The organism is Lactobacillus sp. B4026 (genome assembly GCF_026535825.1).
GTDB lineage: Bacteria > Bacillota > Bacilli > Lactobacillales > Lactobacillaceae > Lactobacillus > Lactobacillus panisapium.
In genome coordinates, this window is sequence record NZ_JAFNPD010000013.1 from 18,954 (window position 1) to 38,236 (window position 19,283).

19 protein-coding genes are annotated in these 19,283 nt (G+C 39.5%); 18 read left to right on the forward strand and 1 reads right to left on the reverse strand.

The window, feature by feature from the left end; genetic code table 11:
* Nucleotides 1-7: 7 nt before the first annotated feature.
* The 4 genes from J3U69_RS09480 (at nt 8) to J3U69_RS09490 (ending at nt 2,311) form a co-directional block, all read left to right on the forward strand.
* On the forward strand, nt 8-1,453 hold the full coding sequence (locus tag J3U69_RS09480) for an FAD-dependent oxidoreductase (protein WP_267413892.1): 1,446 nt from the start codon (nt 8-10) through the stop codon (nt 1,451-1,453).
* Nucleotides 1,454-1,724: 271 nt separating this feature from the next.
* On the forward strand, nt 1,725-1,871 hold the full coding sequence (locus J3U69_RS10415; protein ID WP_323848325.1) for a hypothetical protein: 147 nt from the start codon (nt 1,725-1,727) through the stop codon (nt 1,869-1,871).
* 46 nt (nt 1,872-1,917) lie between these two features.
* Nucleotides 1,918-2,043, forward strand: a complete 126-nt coding sequence (locus J3U69_RS10455; protein WP_416381941.1) for a type II toxin-antitoxin system RelE/ParE family toxin — start codon at nt 1,918-1,920, stop codon at nt 2,041-2,043.
* Complete coding sequence (locus tag J3U69_RS09490) at nt 2,033-2,311, forward strand: helix-turn-helix domain-containing protein (RefSeq protein WP_164715410.1); 279 nt, start codon at nt 2,033-2,035, stop codon at nt 2,309-2,311. Before J3U69_RS10455 ends, J3U69_RS09490 begins: the two co-directional genes overlap by 11 nt.
* Nucleotides 2,312-2,620: 309 nt before the next feature.
* On the opposite strand, the gene J3U69_RS09495 is transcribed toward J3U69_RS09490, so the two are convergent.
* Nucleotides 2,621-3,967 carry a threonine/serine ThrE exporter family protein gene (locus J3U69_RS09495; protein WP_220220216.1) on the reverse strand — a complete coding sequence of 449 codons (1,347 nt, stop codon included), beginning with the start codon at nt 3,965-3,967 and terminating at the stop codon, nt 2,621-2,623.
* Nucleotides 3,968-4,140: 173 nt separating this feature from the next.
* On the opposite strand from J3U69_RS09495, the gene J3U69_RS09500 reads away from it, so the two are divergent.
* The 14 genes from J3U69_RS09500 to J3U69_RS09565 all read left to right on the forward strand — a co-directional run bounded on the left by J3U69_RS09500 (nt 4,141) and on the right by J3U69_RS09565 (nt 19,142).
* Complete coding sequence (locus J3U69_RS09500) at nt 4,141-4,593, forward strand: MarR family winged helix-turn-helix transcriptional regulator (RefSeq protein ID WP_220220215.1); 453 nt, start codon at nt 4,141-4,143, stop codon at nt 4,591-4,593.
* Between the two features lie 48 nt (nt 4,594-4,641).
* Complete coding sequence (locus J3U69_RS09505) at nt 4,642-6,045, forward strand: MDR family MFS transporter (protein ID WP_267413893.1); 1,404 nt, start codon at nt 4,642-4,644, stop codon at nt 6,043-6,045.
* Between the two features lie 188 nt (nt 6,046-6,233).
* A complete protein-coding gene (locus J3U69_RS09510) occupies nt 6,234-6,989 on the forward strand; it encodes a DeoR/GlpR family DNA-binding transcription regulator (protein ID WP_220220213.1) in 756 nt (251 codons plus the stop codon).
* Nucleotides 6,990-7,904, forward strand: coding sequence for a 1-phosphofructokinase (gene pfkB, locus J3U69_RS09515; RefSeq protein ID WP_103752969.1), 915 nt, complete (start codon nt 6,990-6,992; stop codon nt 7,902-7,904).
* 15 nt (nt 7,905-7,919) lie between these two features.
* Nucleotides 7,920-9,881 carry a PTS fructose transporter subunit IIABC gene (locus J3U69_RS09520; protein ID WP_220220212.1) on the forward strand — a complete coding sequence of 654 codons (1,962 nt, stop codon included), beginning with the start codon at nt 7,920-7,922 and terminating at the stop codon, nt 9,879-9,881.
* Nucleotides 9,882-10,171: 290 nt separating this feature from the next.
* On the forward strand, nt 10,172-11,863 hold the full coding sequence (locus tag J3U69_RS09525) for a LytS/YhcK type 5TM receptor domain-containing protein (protein WP_267413913.1): 1,692 nt from the start codon (nt 10,172-10,174) through the stop codon (nt 11,861-11,863).
* An 18-nt stretch (nt 11,864-11,881) separates the two neighbouring features.
* Nucleotides 11,882-12,616 (forward strand): LytTR family transcriptional regulator DNA-binding domain-containing protein, encoded by a 735-nt coding sequence (locus tag J3U69_RS09530; protein ID WP_220232349.1) that lies wholly within the window; start codon nt 11,882-11,884, stop codon nt 12,614-12,616.
* A gap of 156 nt (nt 12,617-12,772) precedes the next feature.
* Complete coding sequence (locus J3U69_RS09535; RefSeq protein ID WP_267413896.1) at nt 12,773-13,216, forward strand: CidA/LrgA family protein; 444 nt, start codon at nt 12,773-12,775, stop codon at nt 13,214-13,216.
* Nucleotides 13,216-13,941 (forward strand): LrgB family protein, encoded by a 726-nt coding sequence (locus J3U69_RS09540; RefSeq protein ID WP_220220208.1) that lies wholly within the window; start codon nt 13,216-13,218, stop codon nt 13,939-13,941. The genes J3U69_RS09535 and J3U69_RS09540 overlap by 1 nt, the downstream gene beginning before the upstream one ends.
* A 288-nt stretch (nt 13,942-14,229) precedes the next feature.
* A complete protein-coding gene (locus J3U69_RS09545) occupies nt 14,230-15,117 on the forward strand; it encodes a metal ABC transporter solute-binding protein, Zn/Mn family (protein WP_267413897.1) in 888 nt (295 codons plus the stop codon).
* A gap of 19 nt (nt 15,118-15,136) precedes the next feature.
* Nucleotides 15,137-16,270, forward strand: coding sequence for an SLAP domain-containing protein (locus J3U69_RS09550; protein ID WP_267384723.1), 1,134 nt, complete (start codon nt 15,137-15,139; stop codon nt 16,268-16,270).
* Between the two features lie 53 nt (nt 16,271-16,323).
* Nucleotides 16,324-16,944 carry a metal ABC transporter ATP-binding protein gene (locus tag J3U69_RS09555; protein ID WP_220221210.1) on the forward strand — a complete coding sequence of 207 codons (621 nt, stop codon included), beginning with the start codon at nt 16,324-16,326 and terminating at the stop codon, nt 16,942-16,944.
* Complete coding sequence (locus J3U69_RS09560; RefSeq protein ID WP_267413898.1) at nt 16,944-17,741, forward strand: metal ABC transporter permease; 798 nt, start codon at nt 16,944-16,946, stop codon at nt 17,739-17,741. The genes J3U69_RS09555 and J3U69_RS09560 overlap by 1 nt, the downstream gene beginning before the upstream one ends.
* A gap of 165 nt (nt 17,742-17,906) precedes the next feature.
* Nucleotides 17,907-19,142 carry a lactate oxidase gene (locus tag J3U69_RS09565; RefSeq protein ID WP_103752960.1) on the forward strand — a complete coding sequence of 412 codons (1,236 nt, stop codon included), beginning with the start codon at nt 17,907-17,909 and terminating at the stop codon, nt 19,140-19,142.
* The last annotated feature ends 141 nt before the right edge of the window (nt 19,143-19,283 follow it).

Below are 19,283 nucleotides of genomic sequence, written 5' to 3' on the forward strand. Positions count from 1 at the left end.
AAAAATCATGGCTGAGAAGAAGTATGATGTTGTAATTGTTGGTGCTGGTCTTGCCGGTTTTGCTGCGGCCGCTGAAGCTGCCGATAATAACTTAAAGACCTTACTTGTCGAAAAAGGTAAGACCACTGGTGGTACAGGAAACTATGTTGAAGGTGTTTTTGCGGCAGATTCTGAATTACAAAAAAAGGATCATGCGGAAATTGATCAAGAAGAGTTGCTAAAAGAAGAGTTAACTTATTCGCATTACAAAGCAGACGGCAAAATGTGGCAAAAATATATTGCCAATGCGGGTAAAAACGTTTCTTGGCTTGAGAAACGTGGTGCTGAAATTGCGATGGTTGCCAGCCTAGGTTCAGGGGCAAGAACCTGGCATTTGTTCAAGGGCAAGGGCCACGATGCAATTCATTCAGGTCTAGAGCCATATGCGAAGTCTAAGGGCGTTGAAATTATTACTTTAACGCGTGTAACGGATCTTAAGCAAAATGAAGATCAAACTTATAACGTAACTTTGACGAACGTTGAAGATGATACTGACGAGATTGTAGTTGCTAACAACGTTGTTTTGGCAAGTGGCGGCTATCTGAATAACTTGGAATTGATGGAACACACTCCTCATCAAAATCCGGATAATGTAATTCCTGTCAACTCAGGTAAAAGTACCGGTGATGGTTTATGTCTTGCCTGGAATCTTGGCGCTAAACAATTCTTTACCGGAATGTCAATGATGTTTGGTGGACAATTAAAAGATGATTCGGTTCCTTCATTTAAACTTTGGGGTACAGCCATTTGGAGTTCTGTCTGTGATCAACCACAAATGTGGGTTAATGAAATCGGTGAACGTTTTGTTGATGAAAGTGCAGCAGTAGTCAACTGGGCTAATGAAGGCAATTCGATGAATCGCCAAGAGCGTGTCTTTTGTATTTTCAGTCAGAAAATCTTAGATGACTTCACCGATAAGTCATATCCAAGATCAATGAAACCATTTGTACCTGAAGACCGTTACCCAAGTCTGCGAGAAGACATTGAACAAGCTGAAAAAGATGGTCGCAAGTACTTACATAAAGCTGCAACAATTGAAGAATTAGCTAAAGAGATTGATACCCCTAACTTACCAGCTTATGTGAAGCACTATAATGAAATGGCCGCTAATGGCGAGGATACCGATTTCCATAAGCCAGCCAAATACATGCTTCCAGTTGATGGGGATGGCCCATTTTATGCCATTGAGCTAGGCGTTGGTGCCTATACAACTGGTGACGGCTTACGTGTAAATACCAATAATGAGGTTTTGGATACTAAGGGTAGACCAATTAGTGGCCTTTACGCAATTGGTAGTGACGGATCAGCCGGTTTGTACGGTGATACCTACGGCGTTAATGTCCCTGGTACTCATGCAGGTTACTGTATCTTTTCGGGCCGTAATGCGATTAAAGCAATTGCCAATAAGCAGTAAAAAGCATAGCAGTTTGATTGATTATAAAGAAATTAGAAAACCATTTTTACTAAATTTAGCAAAGCATTGAATGCATACATTCAATGCTTTTTCTTTAGGTCTTAGTCATATTTGATTCCTAAGTTATAAGTAAATGGAAAGTCAATATATACTATAAGAATAATTTCAAGGCATTATTGTGGCAGATCTTACTCTATTCAACGATTGCAGCAGCGATTATAGTTGTAATGCGGTAGCATATATGCTACCGTAATGCTTGACGGAGGAGTACATGAAAGAAAAAGCTGTTTTTGAATACTATGACAAAGATGAGTTTCGTGTCTTTTGTCGTAAATTACCCCATAAAGAAGCTGTAAAATTATTGGTTACAATTGAAAAAATTAGTAAGTTTGGCTTGCTAATAGCACAAGAACAATAGTGGATTAAAAAACTGGAATCAAACTTGTTTGAAATTCGCTCACATTATGGAAATTCATTATATTATTACTCATGGTTTTAAGAAAAAGAGCAATAAGACTCCGATGAGAGAAATAGCTCATGCTAAAGCAATTAGAGCTAAATTTTTAAAGGATGATAGTAATGAAAAATGAAACTGAAAAAATGCTTGAAGAATTAACTAAAAATAATTCTCAATTAAAAGAATACGCTGATCAGTATGGTCGCCAGCTAGAAGCTGCTGTGGCGGTTACTGAATTGCGTAAAAATGCAAGAATTAGTCAACGCGATTTAGCAGAAAAGGCTGGTGTAAGCAAATCAACTATCACGCGAATTGAAAAAGGTAATATGAATCCTTCACTTAAGACATTGGACAAGCTGGGCGCAGCTGTAGGTAAACACCTTTCTATTTCTTATGACTAATACAGATATAGGTTTTAATTTTGTTTGTAAACTATAATTAGAGTTTAAACTAAAAACCACTTTCATTAAATTTACCAAAAGAGTCTGGGAAAAATCATCTTCTCCTAGACTATTAAAAAAACGTTGAACATACTGGTTCAACGTTTTTTGTATATATTATCTTTTGGTCTTGCTAGTATTTAATTACTAATCTTCAAATATAGCGAGAGACCAAACACAATGTACAAAGTCATTCTATATGCCAGACTGCTTTAGTACTTAATTTAGTCTTTACTAATTTGCCTAGTAATAAGTACCGCTTGGTAATGTTTAATCTGCATGACGCCATTTTGGATCAGTTAAAATTCGAGCAGTTAAAAGTCCAATTGGCAAAGCAGTAATAATCATCAACGCGTTCATTATCCAGTAAGCACCAATGTTAATGTTGGTTACACCGAAATTGAAAACAGCGCGGTACATGTAAAGTCCCGGTACCATAATGACAATTGCCGGAACCGTGATTGCAATTCGCGGAAAGCCGACTTTATCACGAACAAAGCTGGCCACTAAGCCGGCTAGTAGCGAGCCAATAAAAGCCGCAAGAGGGGCAGGAACATGGTTAAATTCGGCTAAGCCCAATCGTAAGGTGTTGGCAAAAGCTCCGATAAGTGCTGCCACTGTTGCCATTGATGGCTTAGCATTAAACATAATTGAAAAGCCGTAAACACCGCAAAAGCTAGCAATTAACCGTAAGACTGTTAACGTTACTGGATTTAGTGTGAGTTCAGGAATTGAGCCAGGTTTTAAACTCAGTGTAGTTGCCACGCCCCAGCCAACCATTGTTGCAATCAAAATGGTTAAGACAGCATAAGAAAGACGTTCAAGTCCTGACCTCATATCCAGTTTTGACATGTCTAGCCCAGAGGTAATAAATGGGAAACCGGGAATAACGTAAAGCATTGACCCTATGTAGCCGTATGCATGATGATAATTCCAGCCTAAGAACTTTTCTCCCAGTCGGAAGCAAAAGAAGTAAATAGCACAAGAAATAGCTACACCAACAGCAATTTTGGCCACCAAAGTAACCTTGTGCTTACCCATTACGCCGCGGAAGTAATTCCCGATGGCAGCGCCAAAAAAGGTACAAATCATTTCTGGTAAACCGCCGCCTAATAAGAAAATAAAGCTGGCACAGGCAAGTCCTGCGCTTAGGGCAGCAATTGTTAACGAGTAACTTTTGGTATGCGTTTCAATTTGATTAAGTTCATGGTGAACCGCACCAATTGTCCAGTATTCATTTTCTGTTTCAAAGCGGCGAACAAAATCTTCCATTTTATTCAGCTTATTCATGTTAACGCCGGTAGTTGGCAGTGATAAAGTTTGTGAATAAGACTTGTTATCGACATCGAAGCAAGTATAACTGATGGTTAATAAACCAATATCAGCAGAACAAGTAATGTCTAGTGCCCGCGCTATGGTATTCATTGAATCACGTACGCGCCAAGCCCCAGTTCCGCATTCTAAAAGCATTATTCCTACTCTGCCAACAAGTGACCCTTTTTCTACTAACGTAGTGTCCCCAATTAGGGTATCGTCTGGACTCTTGAAAAATTCTTTCCAGTGAATTTTCATATGATGATGAGACGAGATATGATGTTGTGGTTCGTTTTCGTCCATTATTTGTGATATTGCCTCTCTTTGAAATCTAAAACACAGTGTTTCTATTTTACCATACTTGAAAAAGGGGTCGTGTTCTATTCATCTTTAGAACTAAGAATAGAAGAAAAAGTTACCAATTAGAAAATTATGTAGTATACTACATAATTAACAACTAAGAAAGGAAAGGCACAATGTCTGATCACTTTTTAAACCAGCTAGGTCCCAAAATTAAAATAGCCAATACCGTAATTGAGAAAGAATTGAACAATCGGTTTGCAGAAATGTTTAAAAAATATTCTTTAACGGGTGCGCAAATCTCATTATTGGTATTTTTATATGATTCAAAGGGTAGGACGATTACCCAAAAAGAAATAGCGGATACTTTTGTCTTAAGCCACCCAACGATTCGTGGAATCGTTAAGCGTCTTGAAGACAATAATTTGATTGCTACTTCCCACTTAAAAAATGATCAACGGCAAATTGTTTTGACTTTAAGTGCTAAAGGTTTTGCTTTGCTTGATGACAACATTACTGCAATTCATGAAATTATGGATAAGGTCAATAAGCGGATTGTTGCTGGTTTATCTGATGCAGACGTTAAGCAATTGGGACATATTTTAAATGTAATTATTGGTAATTTTTAATTGTTATTTTTATAAAAAGTGTAGCATGCTATCCAAAAGGAGAAAATAATGGAAAAAGAGATAAAAAGCATTTCTGGTCATAAACGAGCAGTAATGATGACAGTACTGCTTTTTGGAGCGTTTGTTGCTTTATTAGCAGAAACTTTTTTAAATAATGCCCTGCCATCAATCATGAATTCATTTGGGGTAAGTCAAGCAACAGCGCAATGGCTCACTACTGCATATTTACTTGTGGTCGGATTAATGATTCCAATCTCGGCGTGGATTTTTGCGTCTTTTAGTTTAAAGCAAAATTTCTTAACCATGATGGGAATCTTTTGTATCGGTTCGGTTATTTGTATATTCGCCCCAAACTTTTATGTATTATTGACAGGACGAATTATTGAAGCCGTAGCTGCCGGAGGCTTAATGCCGTTTATTCAAAACGTAATTTTGCTGATGTTTCCACCGGAAAAGCGTGGGTTAGCGATGGGTATCACCGGCTTTGTCGTTGGCTTTGGCCCGGCGGTGGGACCGACAATTTCGGGTTTAATTTTAAAATATGCCGAATGGCAAATGTTGTTTGTTATTTTGAGTGTTACTAGTGCAACCGTGATGGTTTTTGGGCTTTTTACGATACAAAACATTACAACAGCGCACCTTGATTCAACTGATGGTATTTCGTTTTTAGAATCAATTCTGGGTTTTGGTCTGCTTCTATATGCTTTATCAGAAATTGGTAATACTGGTAAAATTACGCTGCCGTTAATCTTGGTGTTTGTCATTGGGATAATCATTATTTGCCTATTTTGTCACCGGCAATTACATATGGCAGAGCCACTGCTTGATATTCGCGTTTTTAAAAATCGGCGTTTTAACTTATGTACCTTGCTTAGCACCATCAGTAATATCGCAATGGTTGGAATTGAGTTGGTTTTACCGCTTTATCTTCAAACAACGCGTGCGGAAACCGCGCTAACTTCGGGGCTAGTAATGATGCCTGGAGCACTAATTATGATAATTTGTAATCCGATTTCTGGTACTTTATATGATAAATACGGAATTAAACGGTTATCTCTATTCGGCTTTGTCATGCTATTATGCGGTACGTTGCCAATGCTAATCTTTAATGCTCAAACGAGCCTGGTTTTAATTAGTTTGTGTTATGCAATGCGCATGGTCGGTATATCGTTTACCATGATGACTACTTTTACTGCTGGAATTAATGAAGTGCAAGCTGATTTAACGGCTCATGCCAATGCAGCTTCCTCGACAATTAGACAAATTGGGGGATCGCTTGGCACGGCTTTAGCAATGCTAGTTGTAACTTTGGGAGCAAAGAATATGGTTGGAACTAAGGCAGCGCAACTGGCAAACGGCTATCATTTAGGCTTTATCTTAATGCTTGTTTTTGCCATTATTGGCTTTTGCTGTTCATTCTTTTTACCCTCGGCTAAGGAAGAACATAAGTAAATTATAAAAAATCTGATAGTTAAGCTAAAAATGCTGAGTGGTTGAAACCGCTACAGCATTTTTTCATTGCAAGCGACTAAATTACTCATAATTGCTCACTTTTGCATGAAAATGAATTTTTTTGAGCAAAAATGATTGCTTTTAGCGAGAAACGCGCATAAAATTACCCAAGGAGGTGAAGGGAAAGTATGCTAACGCAAAAGCGCCGAAAATTAATCGAGAACTACATTAACCAACATGAATTATGTCGGGTCTGCGATCTTTCGGAATTGACAGCGACCTCAGAATCAACGATTCGTCGAGATTTGATTCAGCTCGAAAAAAAGGGTTTAGTCAAACGCGTTCATGGCGGGGCACAATCAGTGAAAAATTTTGCTCATGATGTTTCGCAGCATATTCGCTTCACAATGAATCACGATGATAAAGTTCGCATTGCCCGGTACGCGGTTAAGCATTATGTGCACGAAAATGATTACCTATTTATTGATGCGGGAACAACCAGCTATGAAATGGTGCCGTTTCTCGCGGAAGTTCCGGGAGTCACAATTGTCACTAATGGGATTGAAACAGCGCTAAGTGCTGTTGGGCACGGCATTAGTACCATGCTTTTAGGCGGCAAGATCAAGGAGGATACTCACGCGGTTGTGGGCGAGTCCGCACTTCAGCAGCTGCAGAACATGAATTTTGCGGCTTGTTTTATCGGTACCAATGGGATTGATCGTCTAGGCAATCTAACCACACCGGATCCCGAAGAAGCGGCAATCAAGAAAATGGAAATTGCTCGGTCAGATCATACTTATGTTCTAACTGATGCTTCTAAAATTGGTGAACGCAATTTTGCCATTTTTGGCAATGCTAAAAATATTACCGTGATTACGACCGTGTTAAACACGCAACATAAAAATACTTTACCTGCTAAAGTAGATTTGAAGGAGGCCAAATAGATGATATATACGGTTACTGTTAACCCTGCTTTGGATTATGTCATCCAATTAGAAAAGGTGGAAAGCGGCAGTGTCAACCGTAGCAATAATTGTTCATTTTTAGCTGGAGGTAAGGGGATTAACGTCTCGCAAATTCTTAACCAGTTAAAAATTGATAATACTGCTTGGGGCTTTGTTGGTGGCTTTACTGGCAAAGAATTGGTACGGCAATTAAATCAGCGCCGCATTGTCAATGACTTTGTCACTATTTCTGATGATACGCGGGTCAACGTTAAGGTACATGCCCAAGCTGAAACAGAAATTAATGCTGCTGGACCTAACATTACTGATCAGGAAATTACGGCTTTTAAGTCACGCTTAAGTGATTTACAAAAAGGCGACATTGTTGTCTTAAGTGGTTCTTTGGCACCTAGTCTTTCGGTTGATTTTTACCAAGAATTATTACCTGAAATTAAAAATGCGGGTGCGGAATTTGTAATTGACACAACTGGTCAGGCTTTACTTGATACGCTTAACTACAAGCCATTAGTAATCAAGCCAAATCACCACGAACTTGCCGACTTGTTTGACACGACTTTTTCATCTGATCAAGATATGCTTGAATGTGCTCATAAGTTACTCGACATGGGTGCACAAAATGTCATGGTTTCAATGGCTGGCAAGGGCGGCTACTTGATTACTCAAGATCACTTCTACCACGCCAAAGGTGCAGTTGGAACTGCTGTTAATTCCGTTGGTGCGGGTGATTCAATGATCGCGGGCTTTGTCGGAACTTACGTTAAAACTAAGGATCCGGTTGAAAGTTTCCGGATCGGAATGGCCTGTGGTGCTGCTACAGCCTTTACCAAGGATATTGCGGTCATGAGCCAGATAGAAGCGGTCTTACCACAAATTAACGTGGAAGAAATTTCGTAATGAAGGAGAATTCAAATGCAAATTAAAGATATTTTAGCTCCTGAATCGATGATTATGTCGCTTAAAGCGACAAACAAAGAAGATGCAATCAAGGAAATGGCTGATTTGGAAGTCAAGACCGGGATTGTTAATGATGAAGATGAATTCATCAAATCGATTTGGGCACGTGAAAATGAATCAACAACTGGTATAGGCGATGGCATTGCAATGCCACACGCTCGTAACAAGGCAATTAATAAGGCTCGTGTCCTTTTTGCTAAAAGTGAACAAGGAATTGATTACAATTCACTTGATGGCCAACCAGTTTATTTATTCTTTATGATTACCGCACCAGATGGTGCTGATAATACTCACTTGCAAGCTTTGGCTAAGCTATCAGGCTTATTGATTAACCCGGATTTGGTTGCAGCATTAAAGAATGCCCAATCACCTGAAGAAGTAATCAAGCTATTTGAAGATGCTGAACAAAAAAGCGATGCTGATAAAAAAGCCGAAAAAGAACAAGCCGCTAGTGCAAGTAATACCGGTGATGCAGACAAGCCGTTAATTGTTGGGGTTACTGCATGTATTAATGGGATTGCCCACACTTACATGGCACAAGAAGCAATCATTAAGGCCGGTAAAGCACAAGGTGCTGATGTTCGAATTGAAACGAATGGTTCCGAAGGCGTTAAGGACAAGTTGACCGCTGACGAAATTAAGCGGGCAAAGGGTGTTATCATTGCCTCTGATAAGAAAGTCGACATGCCCCGTTTTGATGGTAAGCCATTGATTAGCCGTCCTGTTGTTGACGGTATTAATAAACCTGACGAATTAGTTGAAACCATCCTTGATTCAAAGGCTAGTGTTTACCATTCCGATGGTCAGGCTGCACAAGAATCCGATGACTCTAAGAAGGGCTTCTGGGGTTCAATTTACCAAAACCTAATGAATGGTGTTTCTCACATGTTGCCGTTTGTTATCGGTGGTGGTATTTTGATGGCTATTTCCTTCATTGTGGAAAACTATGCTGGCGGACCAAAGTCACCTGCCTTCATTTTCCTCAACAATGCCGGAAACATGGCCTTTGCCTTCATGGTGCCAATTCTTTCAGGTTACATTGCTGAATCAATCGGCGACTTACCTGCTTTGATGCCAGGTTTCGTCGGTGGTTTTATGGCCACTGTCTATAGCGGTGCCTATGGTGGTGCTTACGTAGCTAATGTCTTAACTAACGCTAAGTCACCAGCTGGTTTCCTTGGTGGTCTTGCATCAGGTTTCATTGCCGGTTACTTGGTAGTTGGCTTGAAGAAATTGTTTGCTAAGTTGCCAAAATCACTTGAGGGTATGAAGCCAATGCTTATTTACCCAATTCTGAGTTTGCTGCTGATTGCACTGATTATGTACTACATTGTTAACCCAATCTTCAGTACAATTAACTTTGCAATTACTAACTTCTTAAACCAAATGGGTACTGGCAACTTAGTTGTTTTGACCACCATCTTGGCTGCGATGATGTCAATCGATATGGGTGGACCTTTCAACAAGGCTGCTTATGTCTTTGCTTCAGGTGCGTTTGCCAATGACCCTCATTCAACGGTTGCTGCCGTAATGATGGCTGCAGTTATGGTCGGCGGAATGGTACCACCATTTGCTACTGCAATTGCAACTACTTTCTTCAAGAACAAGTACACTGAAGATGAGCGCCGTGCCGGAATTACTAACTGGATTCTAGGTTTCTCATTCATTACCGAAGGTGCAATTCCATTTGCTGCTGCTGATGCCGGTCACGTCATCCCATCATGTATCATCGGTTCAGCAGTCGGTGGAGCTTTAGTTGGCTTCTGGCGCATCGGTGTTCCCGCACCTCACGGTGGTCTTTGGGTATCACCACTTGCTAACCACATTTTGCTCTACTTTGTAGCTACGATTGTTGGTTCAATTGTGGCCGGGGTGATCTTGGGCTTATGGAAAAAAGCAATTAAAACCGAAAATTAATTAATTTACCAATTCGTTTAAAAACGTCACTTTAATAGGTGGCGTTTTTTTTGTGCTAGCAAAATTAGTGCCATTAATTAACCGCCGCGTAATAAATAAAAGTGTTAATTTAACCCCGGATTTTTGCCATTTGACGTGCCAATTTTAGCAGTTGAATCCGATTTCTCTAAGTTAAACTAGATTGTATGTAATACTAAAGTGTTAAAAAGGGGATAGTTCAATATATTAGTGGGACGGAGAATATCGTGTTTAATTTATTCATTTTGCTGGCGGAAAGACTAGGAATAATCATGATTCTTGCTTTCATGCTGGTTAATATGCGCTTTTTCAGAAACTTAATTGAAAAAAGAACACTAAAGTCGCAGATTTGGTTATTCGTAATTTTTTCCTTATTTGTCGTTATTGCCAACTTAACCGGAGTGGAAATTTCCAGCTCAAAAGAAATTGTTACGCCGCTAATAATTACTGGCTTGCCGCAGACCGATTCGATTGCTAACACCCGAATGCTGGTTATTACCACTGCTAGCTTAACTGCAGGTCCCTATGTTGGCATGCTGGTGGGACTTGTTGGCGGGTTGCACCGGGTTATCTTTGGTGGCTTTTCCGATTATTTTTACATCGCTAGTTCAGTTCTGATTGGCTATCTTATTGGGGTTCTGGGAGACAGGGTAAAAAAGAATAGTCTTTATCCGTCATCATTTTGGGTTGCCGTTTTATCATTATTCGCGGAACTAATTCAGATGGCCTTTATCTTTGCTTTTCACGGCTTTGGCTTAATTAAACTGATTTTTATTCCGATGATTTTGTTAAACACAATTGGTTCCAGCCTGTTTATTGAGATTTTAAAAACTTATTTATCAAATGAACGGCAATTGCGGGCAGTGCAGACAAAGGATGTTCTGGAATTAACCAATAAAACTCTGCCCTATTTTAGACACGGCTTGGATCTTAATTCGGCCGCTCATGTTTGTCACATTATCAAAAAATATACGAAGTTTGATGCCGTGGGTTTAACCGACAGAGTTAACGTTTTAGCCCATGTTGGTGCCGGCCAGGACCATCATATTGCTGGCGAACCAGTTATTACTGATATGTCAAAAACGGTAATTGCGACGGGCAAGGAAAAACTGGCTCATTCTAAAGAAGAAATTGGCTGTCCGCACAAAGGCTGTCCCTTAACATCGGCAATTGTGTGTCCTCTTCAAGTTAATAAGAAAACAATTGGTGCCTTAAAACTATATTTTTGTGAGGGAAGGGAGATGACCGTAGTTGAAGAAAATTTAGTGCGTGGTCTTGCCATGATTTTTTCCGGTCAATTGGCAATCGGAATTACCGAGCAGCAGACCGCGCTACTCAACGAAGCTGAAATTAGGGCGCTACAAGTTCAGATTAATCCCCATTTTTTCTTCAATGCGGTTAATACAATTGTTGCCTTAATGCGGGTCGACGTTGATCAGGCTCACGATGCTTTAATGGAATTAAGTACATTTTTTCGGTCTAGTTTAAAGAACGGCCAGGCTAAAGAGGTTACGCTTGAGCAGGAAAAGCAGCACGTAGAAGCATATACTAAGATAGAAAGCCTACGCTTTCCTAATAAATTTACAGTTGACTACCAGATCGAAGTTCCAAATGAAACTTTGCTGCCGTCTTTTTGTCTCCAAATTTTTATTGAAAATGCGATTCGGCATGCTTTTAAAGGGCGTAAAACCGGTAATCAGATTACGGTCAATCTGAACAGAAAGGGTGCAAATCTTGCAATCAGCGTTAGTGACAATGGTAGCGGAATTGATCCGCAGATTTTAAGCAGGCTAGGTCAAGAACCAATCAGCGAATCAAAGGGGAGTGGACTGGCACTTTATAATTTAAATAAGCGCTTAATCAATTTATACGGAACATCTAGTCAGTTAAAGGTGTTAACTAGTGCAAATGGCACAACATTTAAGACGACAATTCCGTTAAAGTTAGCCAAAAAAGCAAATTAATAAAGAGGGGAAACTAAGATGAAGATTTTAGTTGTTGATGATGAACCACTAGCAAGAAATGAATTAGCGTATTTAATTAAAAAAAGCCCGGCCATGCGGGGACAGGCAATCAAACTTTATCAGGCTGAAGACATTAAAGAAGCGCAAGGAATTCTGTTAAAGCATCAGATCGACTTAATGTTTCTCGACATTTCGCTCAATGAGGAAAACGGTTTTGAACTAGCTGAAGAATTAAAGCAGCTTACATATTCGCCTATCATCATTTTTGCAACTGCCTATGATGAGTATGCAGTTAAGGCCTTTGATGTTGGCGCATTGGATTATGTTTTAAAACCGTTTGAACAAAAGCGGATTGACCAGGCATTAGCCAAGGTGGTTAATATCTTAAATGTGCAGGTAACTAAGTCGGTTCAAACTAAAACTGACCGTGAGGTTTTAAGCATCGAACTAGAAGACCGAAATGCCGTAATCAAAAAGCTAGATGTTATTTCCGCTAGAATTGATAATGGCGTTTTAACAATCGCAACTAATAAGCAAAAATATCAAACTAAAAAGACCTTAGCGTGGATTGCTAAGCGGCTGACGGATCCACGTTTTATGCAAGTTCACCGCAGTGCTGTAGTCAATATTGAAGATATTAAGGAAGTTCAGCCTTGGTTTAACCATACTTTGCTGTTAATTATGAGTAACGGTGATCGAATCCAAGTTGGCCGCTCTTACCGCAAAGATCTGAATGAGCGGCTGGGGATGTAAAAAGAAAAAATTAAAAAATAGGACTTGTGAAAGTTGCTAGGTGCAGTTCACAAGTCTTTTTTTGCAGTTCGCTGTTAAATCGCTTTCAAGATAATATTTTTCCGTTAAGGTAGTTATTGAAGGCAATCAAAGATGTAATGAGAAAGGAAATGGCTTATGAAGAAGGGAAAAGCAGAAAAAACAAAGTCAGCGCCGATTTTGGTTCAGATGTTTATTTATGCTGCAATATTATTTGCATCCCAGATAATATCTGATTTAATGCCAAAATCATTTCCAGTGCCAACGCCAGTCATTGGGTTAGTTTTACTCTATCTCTTGCTAACCCTTCATCTTATTAAAGTTGAATGGGTTGACTCGTTTGGAAGTGCGTTGATTTCGCTGATTGGTTTTATGTTTGTTCCGTCAGGAATTTCACTAGCAGCTAATCTGAAGATAATGGAAACGCAAGGAGTGCAATTAGTAATTGTAATTATTGCTTCAACAATTATTCTGCTGGTTGTCGTTGCTTATACAACACGGTTTTTTAGCTGGGCTGTTCATAAGATTACTAGCAACCAAACTAGTATTGTTGATCATAAGAAAGTGGGAGGTGTTAAATAGTGAAGTATATTGCAAACCCATTATTTGGCGTTTTCTTATCATTAGTCCTTTTCTTGATTGGACAATGGCTATTCAAAAAATCCAAGGGATTTTTCCTCTTTCAGCCACTTTTTGTCAGCATGGTTTTGGGAATTGCCGTTTTGGTTATTCTGGGCAAGTATTTTAATGTCACGACTGCGACAGTTTATGCTAAAGCCTATAAACCAGGTGGCGACATCATTTTTTGGTTTATTACACCGGCCACAATTGCTTTCGCTGTACCATTGTATAAACGTAATGATGTTGTTAAGAAAAATTGGCTCGTCATTTTATTGGGCTTAATCGTTGGTACTTTTATTTCAATGGTACTAATTACTTTAGTGTCTAAGGCGGTTGGACTTGATAAGGTTGGTATTAGATCAATGCTCAGCCAATCCGCTACTACTGCTGTTGCAATGCCGCTCACTTCTTCAATCGGAGGCAATGCTTCAGTAACCGCCATGGCATGTATTATCAATGCAGTTGTAATTTATGCCCTTGGCAAGCAATTAGTGGACTGGTTCAAACTAAACAGTGATCCGTTAGGAACAGGCTTAGGGCTAGGAACTGCAGGCCACACGGTTGGCTCTGCTTTTGCCTTGCAACTAGGATCAATTCAGGGAGCAATGGCGGCCGTCGCCGTTGTAGCAACTGCTTTAGTTGATAATTTGTTGGTTCCAATCTTTTCGCACATGATTGGATTATAGTTTTAGAATTAGAAGATTTGTTTATACGTTTACTTACACTAAAGGCGTGCAGGAATTCCTGCACGCTTTTTAGTTTGCTCTATTCACGTTATATAAATACCAGGCGGACAAAAAGACGCTTTTGCATTCAAAAAGTAATCAAATTGTAGCGTAATTGTTGTAATGCACTACTTTAATATCGGTCTCTGTTTAGTGTATAATGGTTATTAATTGTAAGTAACTTTTATTGCTGCGACGGTCCAATTTATGTTATTAAAAAAATAAAATAGAAAAGGAATGACAACAATAATGACATTTGCTAAATTAAGGAAAATTTTTACAGGTACGGCTTTAATTGGTCTGGTTCTCCTCTTACTCAGTGCTTGCACGCAGAAACCACAAAAAAGTAGTAAAATTTCGATCATGACCACGACTAACGTTTATGCTGATATTGCTCAAAATGTGGTCGGAAAATATGGTACGGCACAGGCAATTATTAAAAACGCCAATGCTGATCCACACGACTTTGAGCCAACAACTAACGATGCCAAAGCATTATCAAATGCTGACATTGTTGTTGCTAACGGATTAGGTTATGATGGCTGGATGAATAAGCTTGCTTCTTCGGTTGATAAAGAACCGGTGCTTGTGGGTGAAGACCTAATGAATTTGAAAAAGGGCGCTAATCCGCACATCTGGTTTGATTTGACTATGCCAACAAAGTATGTTAATTACTTAGTTAGAAAGCTCAGTAAAAAAGATCCACGTCATGCAAGCTATTACCGTGATAACGGGCAAAAGTATTTGCGTAAAATAGCTCATATTCAAAAATCGGCTTCTCAAATAGATGGTAAAAATAGCAAGCCAGTTTATGTTAGTGAACCTGTGTTTGATTACGCATTAGAAGCCGCTCACTTAAAAGTCGCCGATCAAGAATTTGAACAAGCAATTCAGAATAATACGGATCCAAGTCCTGCAACTGTCCGGGCAATGTCAGAAGGAATTAAGCAGCGCAAGATTGCTTTCTTTGTTGCTAATTCACAGACTTCTAGTTCAACTGTTAACAGTTTTATCAAGTTGGCTAAAGAGCAGAACATTCCTGTTCTCTATGTCCGGGAAACAATTCCTTCTAAGACAACTTACCTTGAATGGATGACTGAAAATTATCAAAAATTGGCTGCTGTAGCCAAAAAATAGTTATTACGAGGAAAGAAAAATGAGGAAAATAATTGCGGCTTTAGCTTTTGCTGCAGGAATAACAGTTCCAACTGTCACTGCAGTTGCAACTGAGCCAGTAGCAGTTCATGCCAGTTCAATTAATGATATGGCAAAGCAAAATAGTTACGGAGGCATAACTTACCTCAACCAAATGTTGCAGCAAAAGGGAATACCATTTAACGATTTTCAAGCCCAAAATAAAATTAATTATCGTAATGGTAAACCTGAAGGTGTTGTTATTCACGAGACAGCAACGCCTGGTGCTTCAGCCTATAATGAGGCAATTTATTTTAACCGCGAATGGATGAATATTTATTCGTATGTTCATGCTTTCGTTGACAAGACTGGTGTTATTCAAATGACATCAACTGATTATGGCGTTTGGGGCGCTGGTCCGCAGGCTAACAACCGCTTTTTCCAAGTAGAATTATGTGAAGAAAATAATCTTTCCGACTTCGCCAAAAGTGTTAATAATGACGCAATTTACGTTGCACAAGTGATGCGTAAATATAACTTGGTTCCAGATAATGCCGTCCATGATGGCAAGGGAACTGTTTGGTCTCACCGCGCAGTTTCTCAATTTTTGGGTGGAACTGACCATGGAGATCCTGATGGCTATTTTGCTAAATGGGGTTACTCAATGGACGACTTTTTTGACCTCATCAAGTACTATTATGATAATGGCTCAGCAGGTAGCGTAACTCCAGCTCCTACACCGGTTGCGCCGCAGCCGACCAAGCCTAAGCCAACAGCTCCCGCACTACCTAAGCCAGTTGGAACTAAATTGTTAATGCATAACGCTTTGATTTACGATCAAAGCGGTGCCAAAACTAAGCAGGCAACTAAGAAAGCAGGCATTAAGTTAACGATTTATGGCACAAAGTTTATTAATGGCAGAAAGTACTTACAAGTTGGCACTAATCAGTATGTTGTCGCAACTAATGTTGACGGCAGCTTGAGGCTCTTAAAGCATAATGCTTATATCTATGACGAAGATGGTATCCGCATTGGCACGGATAAGTTATTGCGGGGCAATTATGTTAGAACTTATGGCGGGCGTGTCAAGATTCATGGACGCAAGTACTATATTATCGATAATGGGCAATTTGCTAAGGTTGGCAATTTTAAATAAAAAAGTTTCAGAGGTGCAATTTGTCTGATATTTTAACAGTTAATAATCTCTCAATGAGGTTTGACAAAAAGACCGTTTTTGAAAATTTGAATTTTAAACTAAAAAAAGGGTCGATGACTGCGCTCTTAGGTCCCAATGGTACTGGTAAGACAACGTTAATCAATGTTTTAATGAAAATGCTCGTACCGTCAAGCGGTTCATTTGAATTTGCGGATGGTGTTCGCTTAGGCTATGTTCCCCAGTTTCGTAATATTGATGCGGAATACCCGCTATCAATTGCCGCTTTTATTGGTTTAAATGCACCTTTAATTAAGACGGGCAAGGTAAAGAAAATTATTAAAGCCCAGCTGCAGGAAACAAACTTATACGATATTAGGAATACGCGGATGGGTGAAGCTTCAGGCGGACAAAAGCAGCGTGCTTATCTAGCCCAAGCGCTTCTTGATAGTCCAAATGTAATTATTTTGGATGAGGCTACTGCCAGCTTAGATCCAGTCGCTAAGGATGAACTCATGCGGTTGATTAAGCACTTAAATGAAAAACACAAAATAACGGTTTTATTTGTAACGCATGATATCCCGTTGGCGGAAAAATATATGCAGGACTACCTGTATTTGAACCACCAAAAAATTGAGCAGGGGGAAATGGCGAATTTCAAGGAGGCCTATGAATAATGTTTGCATATGACTTTATGCGCAATGCCTTCTTGGCTAGTACTTTTATTGCGATTACCTGTGGTACCGTAGGGGTTTATGTGGTTGCCCGCAACTTTAGCTTTTTAGCGCATACCTTATCAGAAATCGGCTTTGCCGGAGCAGCCTTTGCTGTCTGGTGCGGGATTGGACCGTTATGGGGCATGTTATTATTTACCCTTCTTGGTTCAATCAGTGTTGGTGAATTATCACTGCACAGTGAGCAAAAAGAATCGTCAATTAGTGCGATTTCTGCCTTGTTCACGGGGCTAGGGGTATTATTCCTGGCCATTTCCGGTGCTAATAGTAATTATGCTACTAATATTTTGTTTGGCAGCATAATCGGTGTTGATAAGCACGGCGTAGTTCAACTGGTTATTTTATCCATCATTGTGTTATTAATGATTTTTGGTATGCAAAAGCAGCTTAATTTTGATTCATTTGATCATATTGGCGCACTGGCGCATGGGGTTAAAACTGGCTGGGTTAGTCTGGTATTTTTAATTGCCTTAGCAATGTCTGTATCAATTGGTGCACAAATTGTTGGTTCATTATTAGTTTTTATTCTACTGACTTTGCCACCAGCTACGGCTAATTACCTGGGTAAGACAGTTGGCGCAATGATTGCCTGGTCTGTCTTCTTTGCTCTTGTTGGTGTGTGGCTAGGGTTATATCTTGGCTTTATTACCAATTTACCAGTTACCTTTTTCATTGCCGTAATTGAGGTTGTAATTTATCTTGTTACTTATTTCATACATTTAATTAGACGCAGCCTATAAAATAGTAAAAAGAAATTTGCGCAAGCAGGTTTCTTTTTTGTTTGTGAAAAAATAGCTGGGTGAAAGGCACAATAAAATAACATTCTTTTTTGAAATTCACTAACTATTGTAAGCATTTGCATGTATAATAGAAGGAGATAGTTTTGAAACAAAGGAGTCTTATCAATGACATCATATTATAATGGATTTCCTCAAAGTGATCGGGACGAAGCAATAAACATGATTAACCTCGATGAACTTGAGGAGCGTGCAAAAGAGGTCATGCCAGAAGGAGCTTATTATTATATTGCCTCTGGCTCGGAGAATGAGTGGACATGGCGTAATAATACTGCTGCGTTTAATCATTTCCAAATTGTGCCTCGTGCGTTGACTAACATGGATAGTCCGCAACTTGATACCGAATTTATGGGAATGAAGCTTAAAACGCCAGTAATGATTTCACCAATAGCCTGCCACGGTATTGCACATAAGGATGCTGAAGTTGCTACACAAAAGGGTGCGGCTGCGGCTGGTGCTTTATTTACATCAAGTACTTATGCAAACAAGAGTGTTGAAGATATTGCGGCTGCAGCTCCCAATGCACCAAGATTTTTCCAACTTTACTTAAGTAAGGACTGGGATTTCAATAAGATGGTCTTTGATGCAGTTAAAAAAGCTGGTTATTCTGGTATTTTATTAACTGTTGATGCTCTTGTTTCCGGTTTTCGTGAAGCTAACTTAAGAACTAAATTTGCTTATCCAGTTCCACTAGATTTCTTTACCCGCTATCAAGGCGCAAAGGGTGAAGGTCAAACTGTTGCGCAAATGTACGCTTCTTCGGCACAAAAGATTGGCCCAGAAGATATTAAGCGGATTAAGGAAATGTCAGGCTTGCCTGTCTTTGTTAAAGGTGTTGTTTGTGCTGAAGATGCCTTCTTAGCAATGGGTGCTGGTGCTGACGGAATTTACGTAACTAATCATGGTGGCCGTGAAATTGACTGTGGTCCAGCAACAATCGACATGTTGCCAGAAATTGCTAAGGCAGTTGACCACCGTGTACCAATCATCTTTGATTCAGGCGTACGGCGCGGTTCGCATGTCTTCAAGGCTTTAGCCCTTGGTGCTGATTTGGTCGGAATTGGTCGCCCATATCTATACGGCTTGGCACTTGGCGGAGCAAAGGGCGTTCAATCAGTGATTGAACAGCTTAACCAGGAATTGTTAATTGATATGCAATTGACTGGCTGCAAGACGATTGCAGATATTAAGCATGCACGGTTGACACATTTCAACTATACTGCTGATAACTTGAAGTCAAATACTGATCCGTCAAGAATTACCCCGTATCCTGTAACTAATGATAATCAGCTAAAAGAAGAGGATTCAGCAACCGATGCTGTTTCTGGTGCTTCTCAAGAATAGAATTTTAAATATTATTAACGAAAATGTTCTGCATTTACGATCTAACAAGGTTAGTAAGCAGAACATTTTTTATTTTGATTACCAAAAATGAGAAAAAAAGTCAAATATGACGTTGTAATTTAATATTTATATTATTATAAT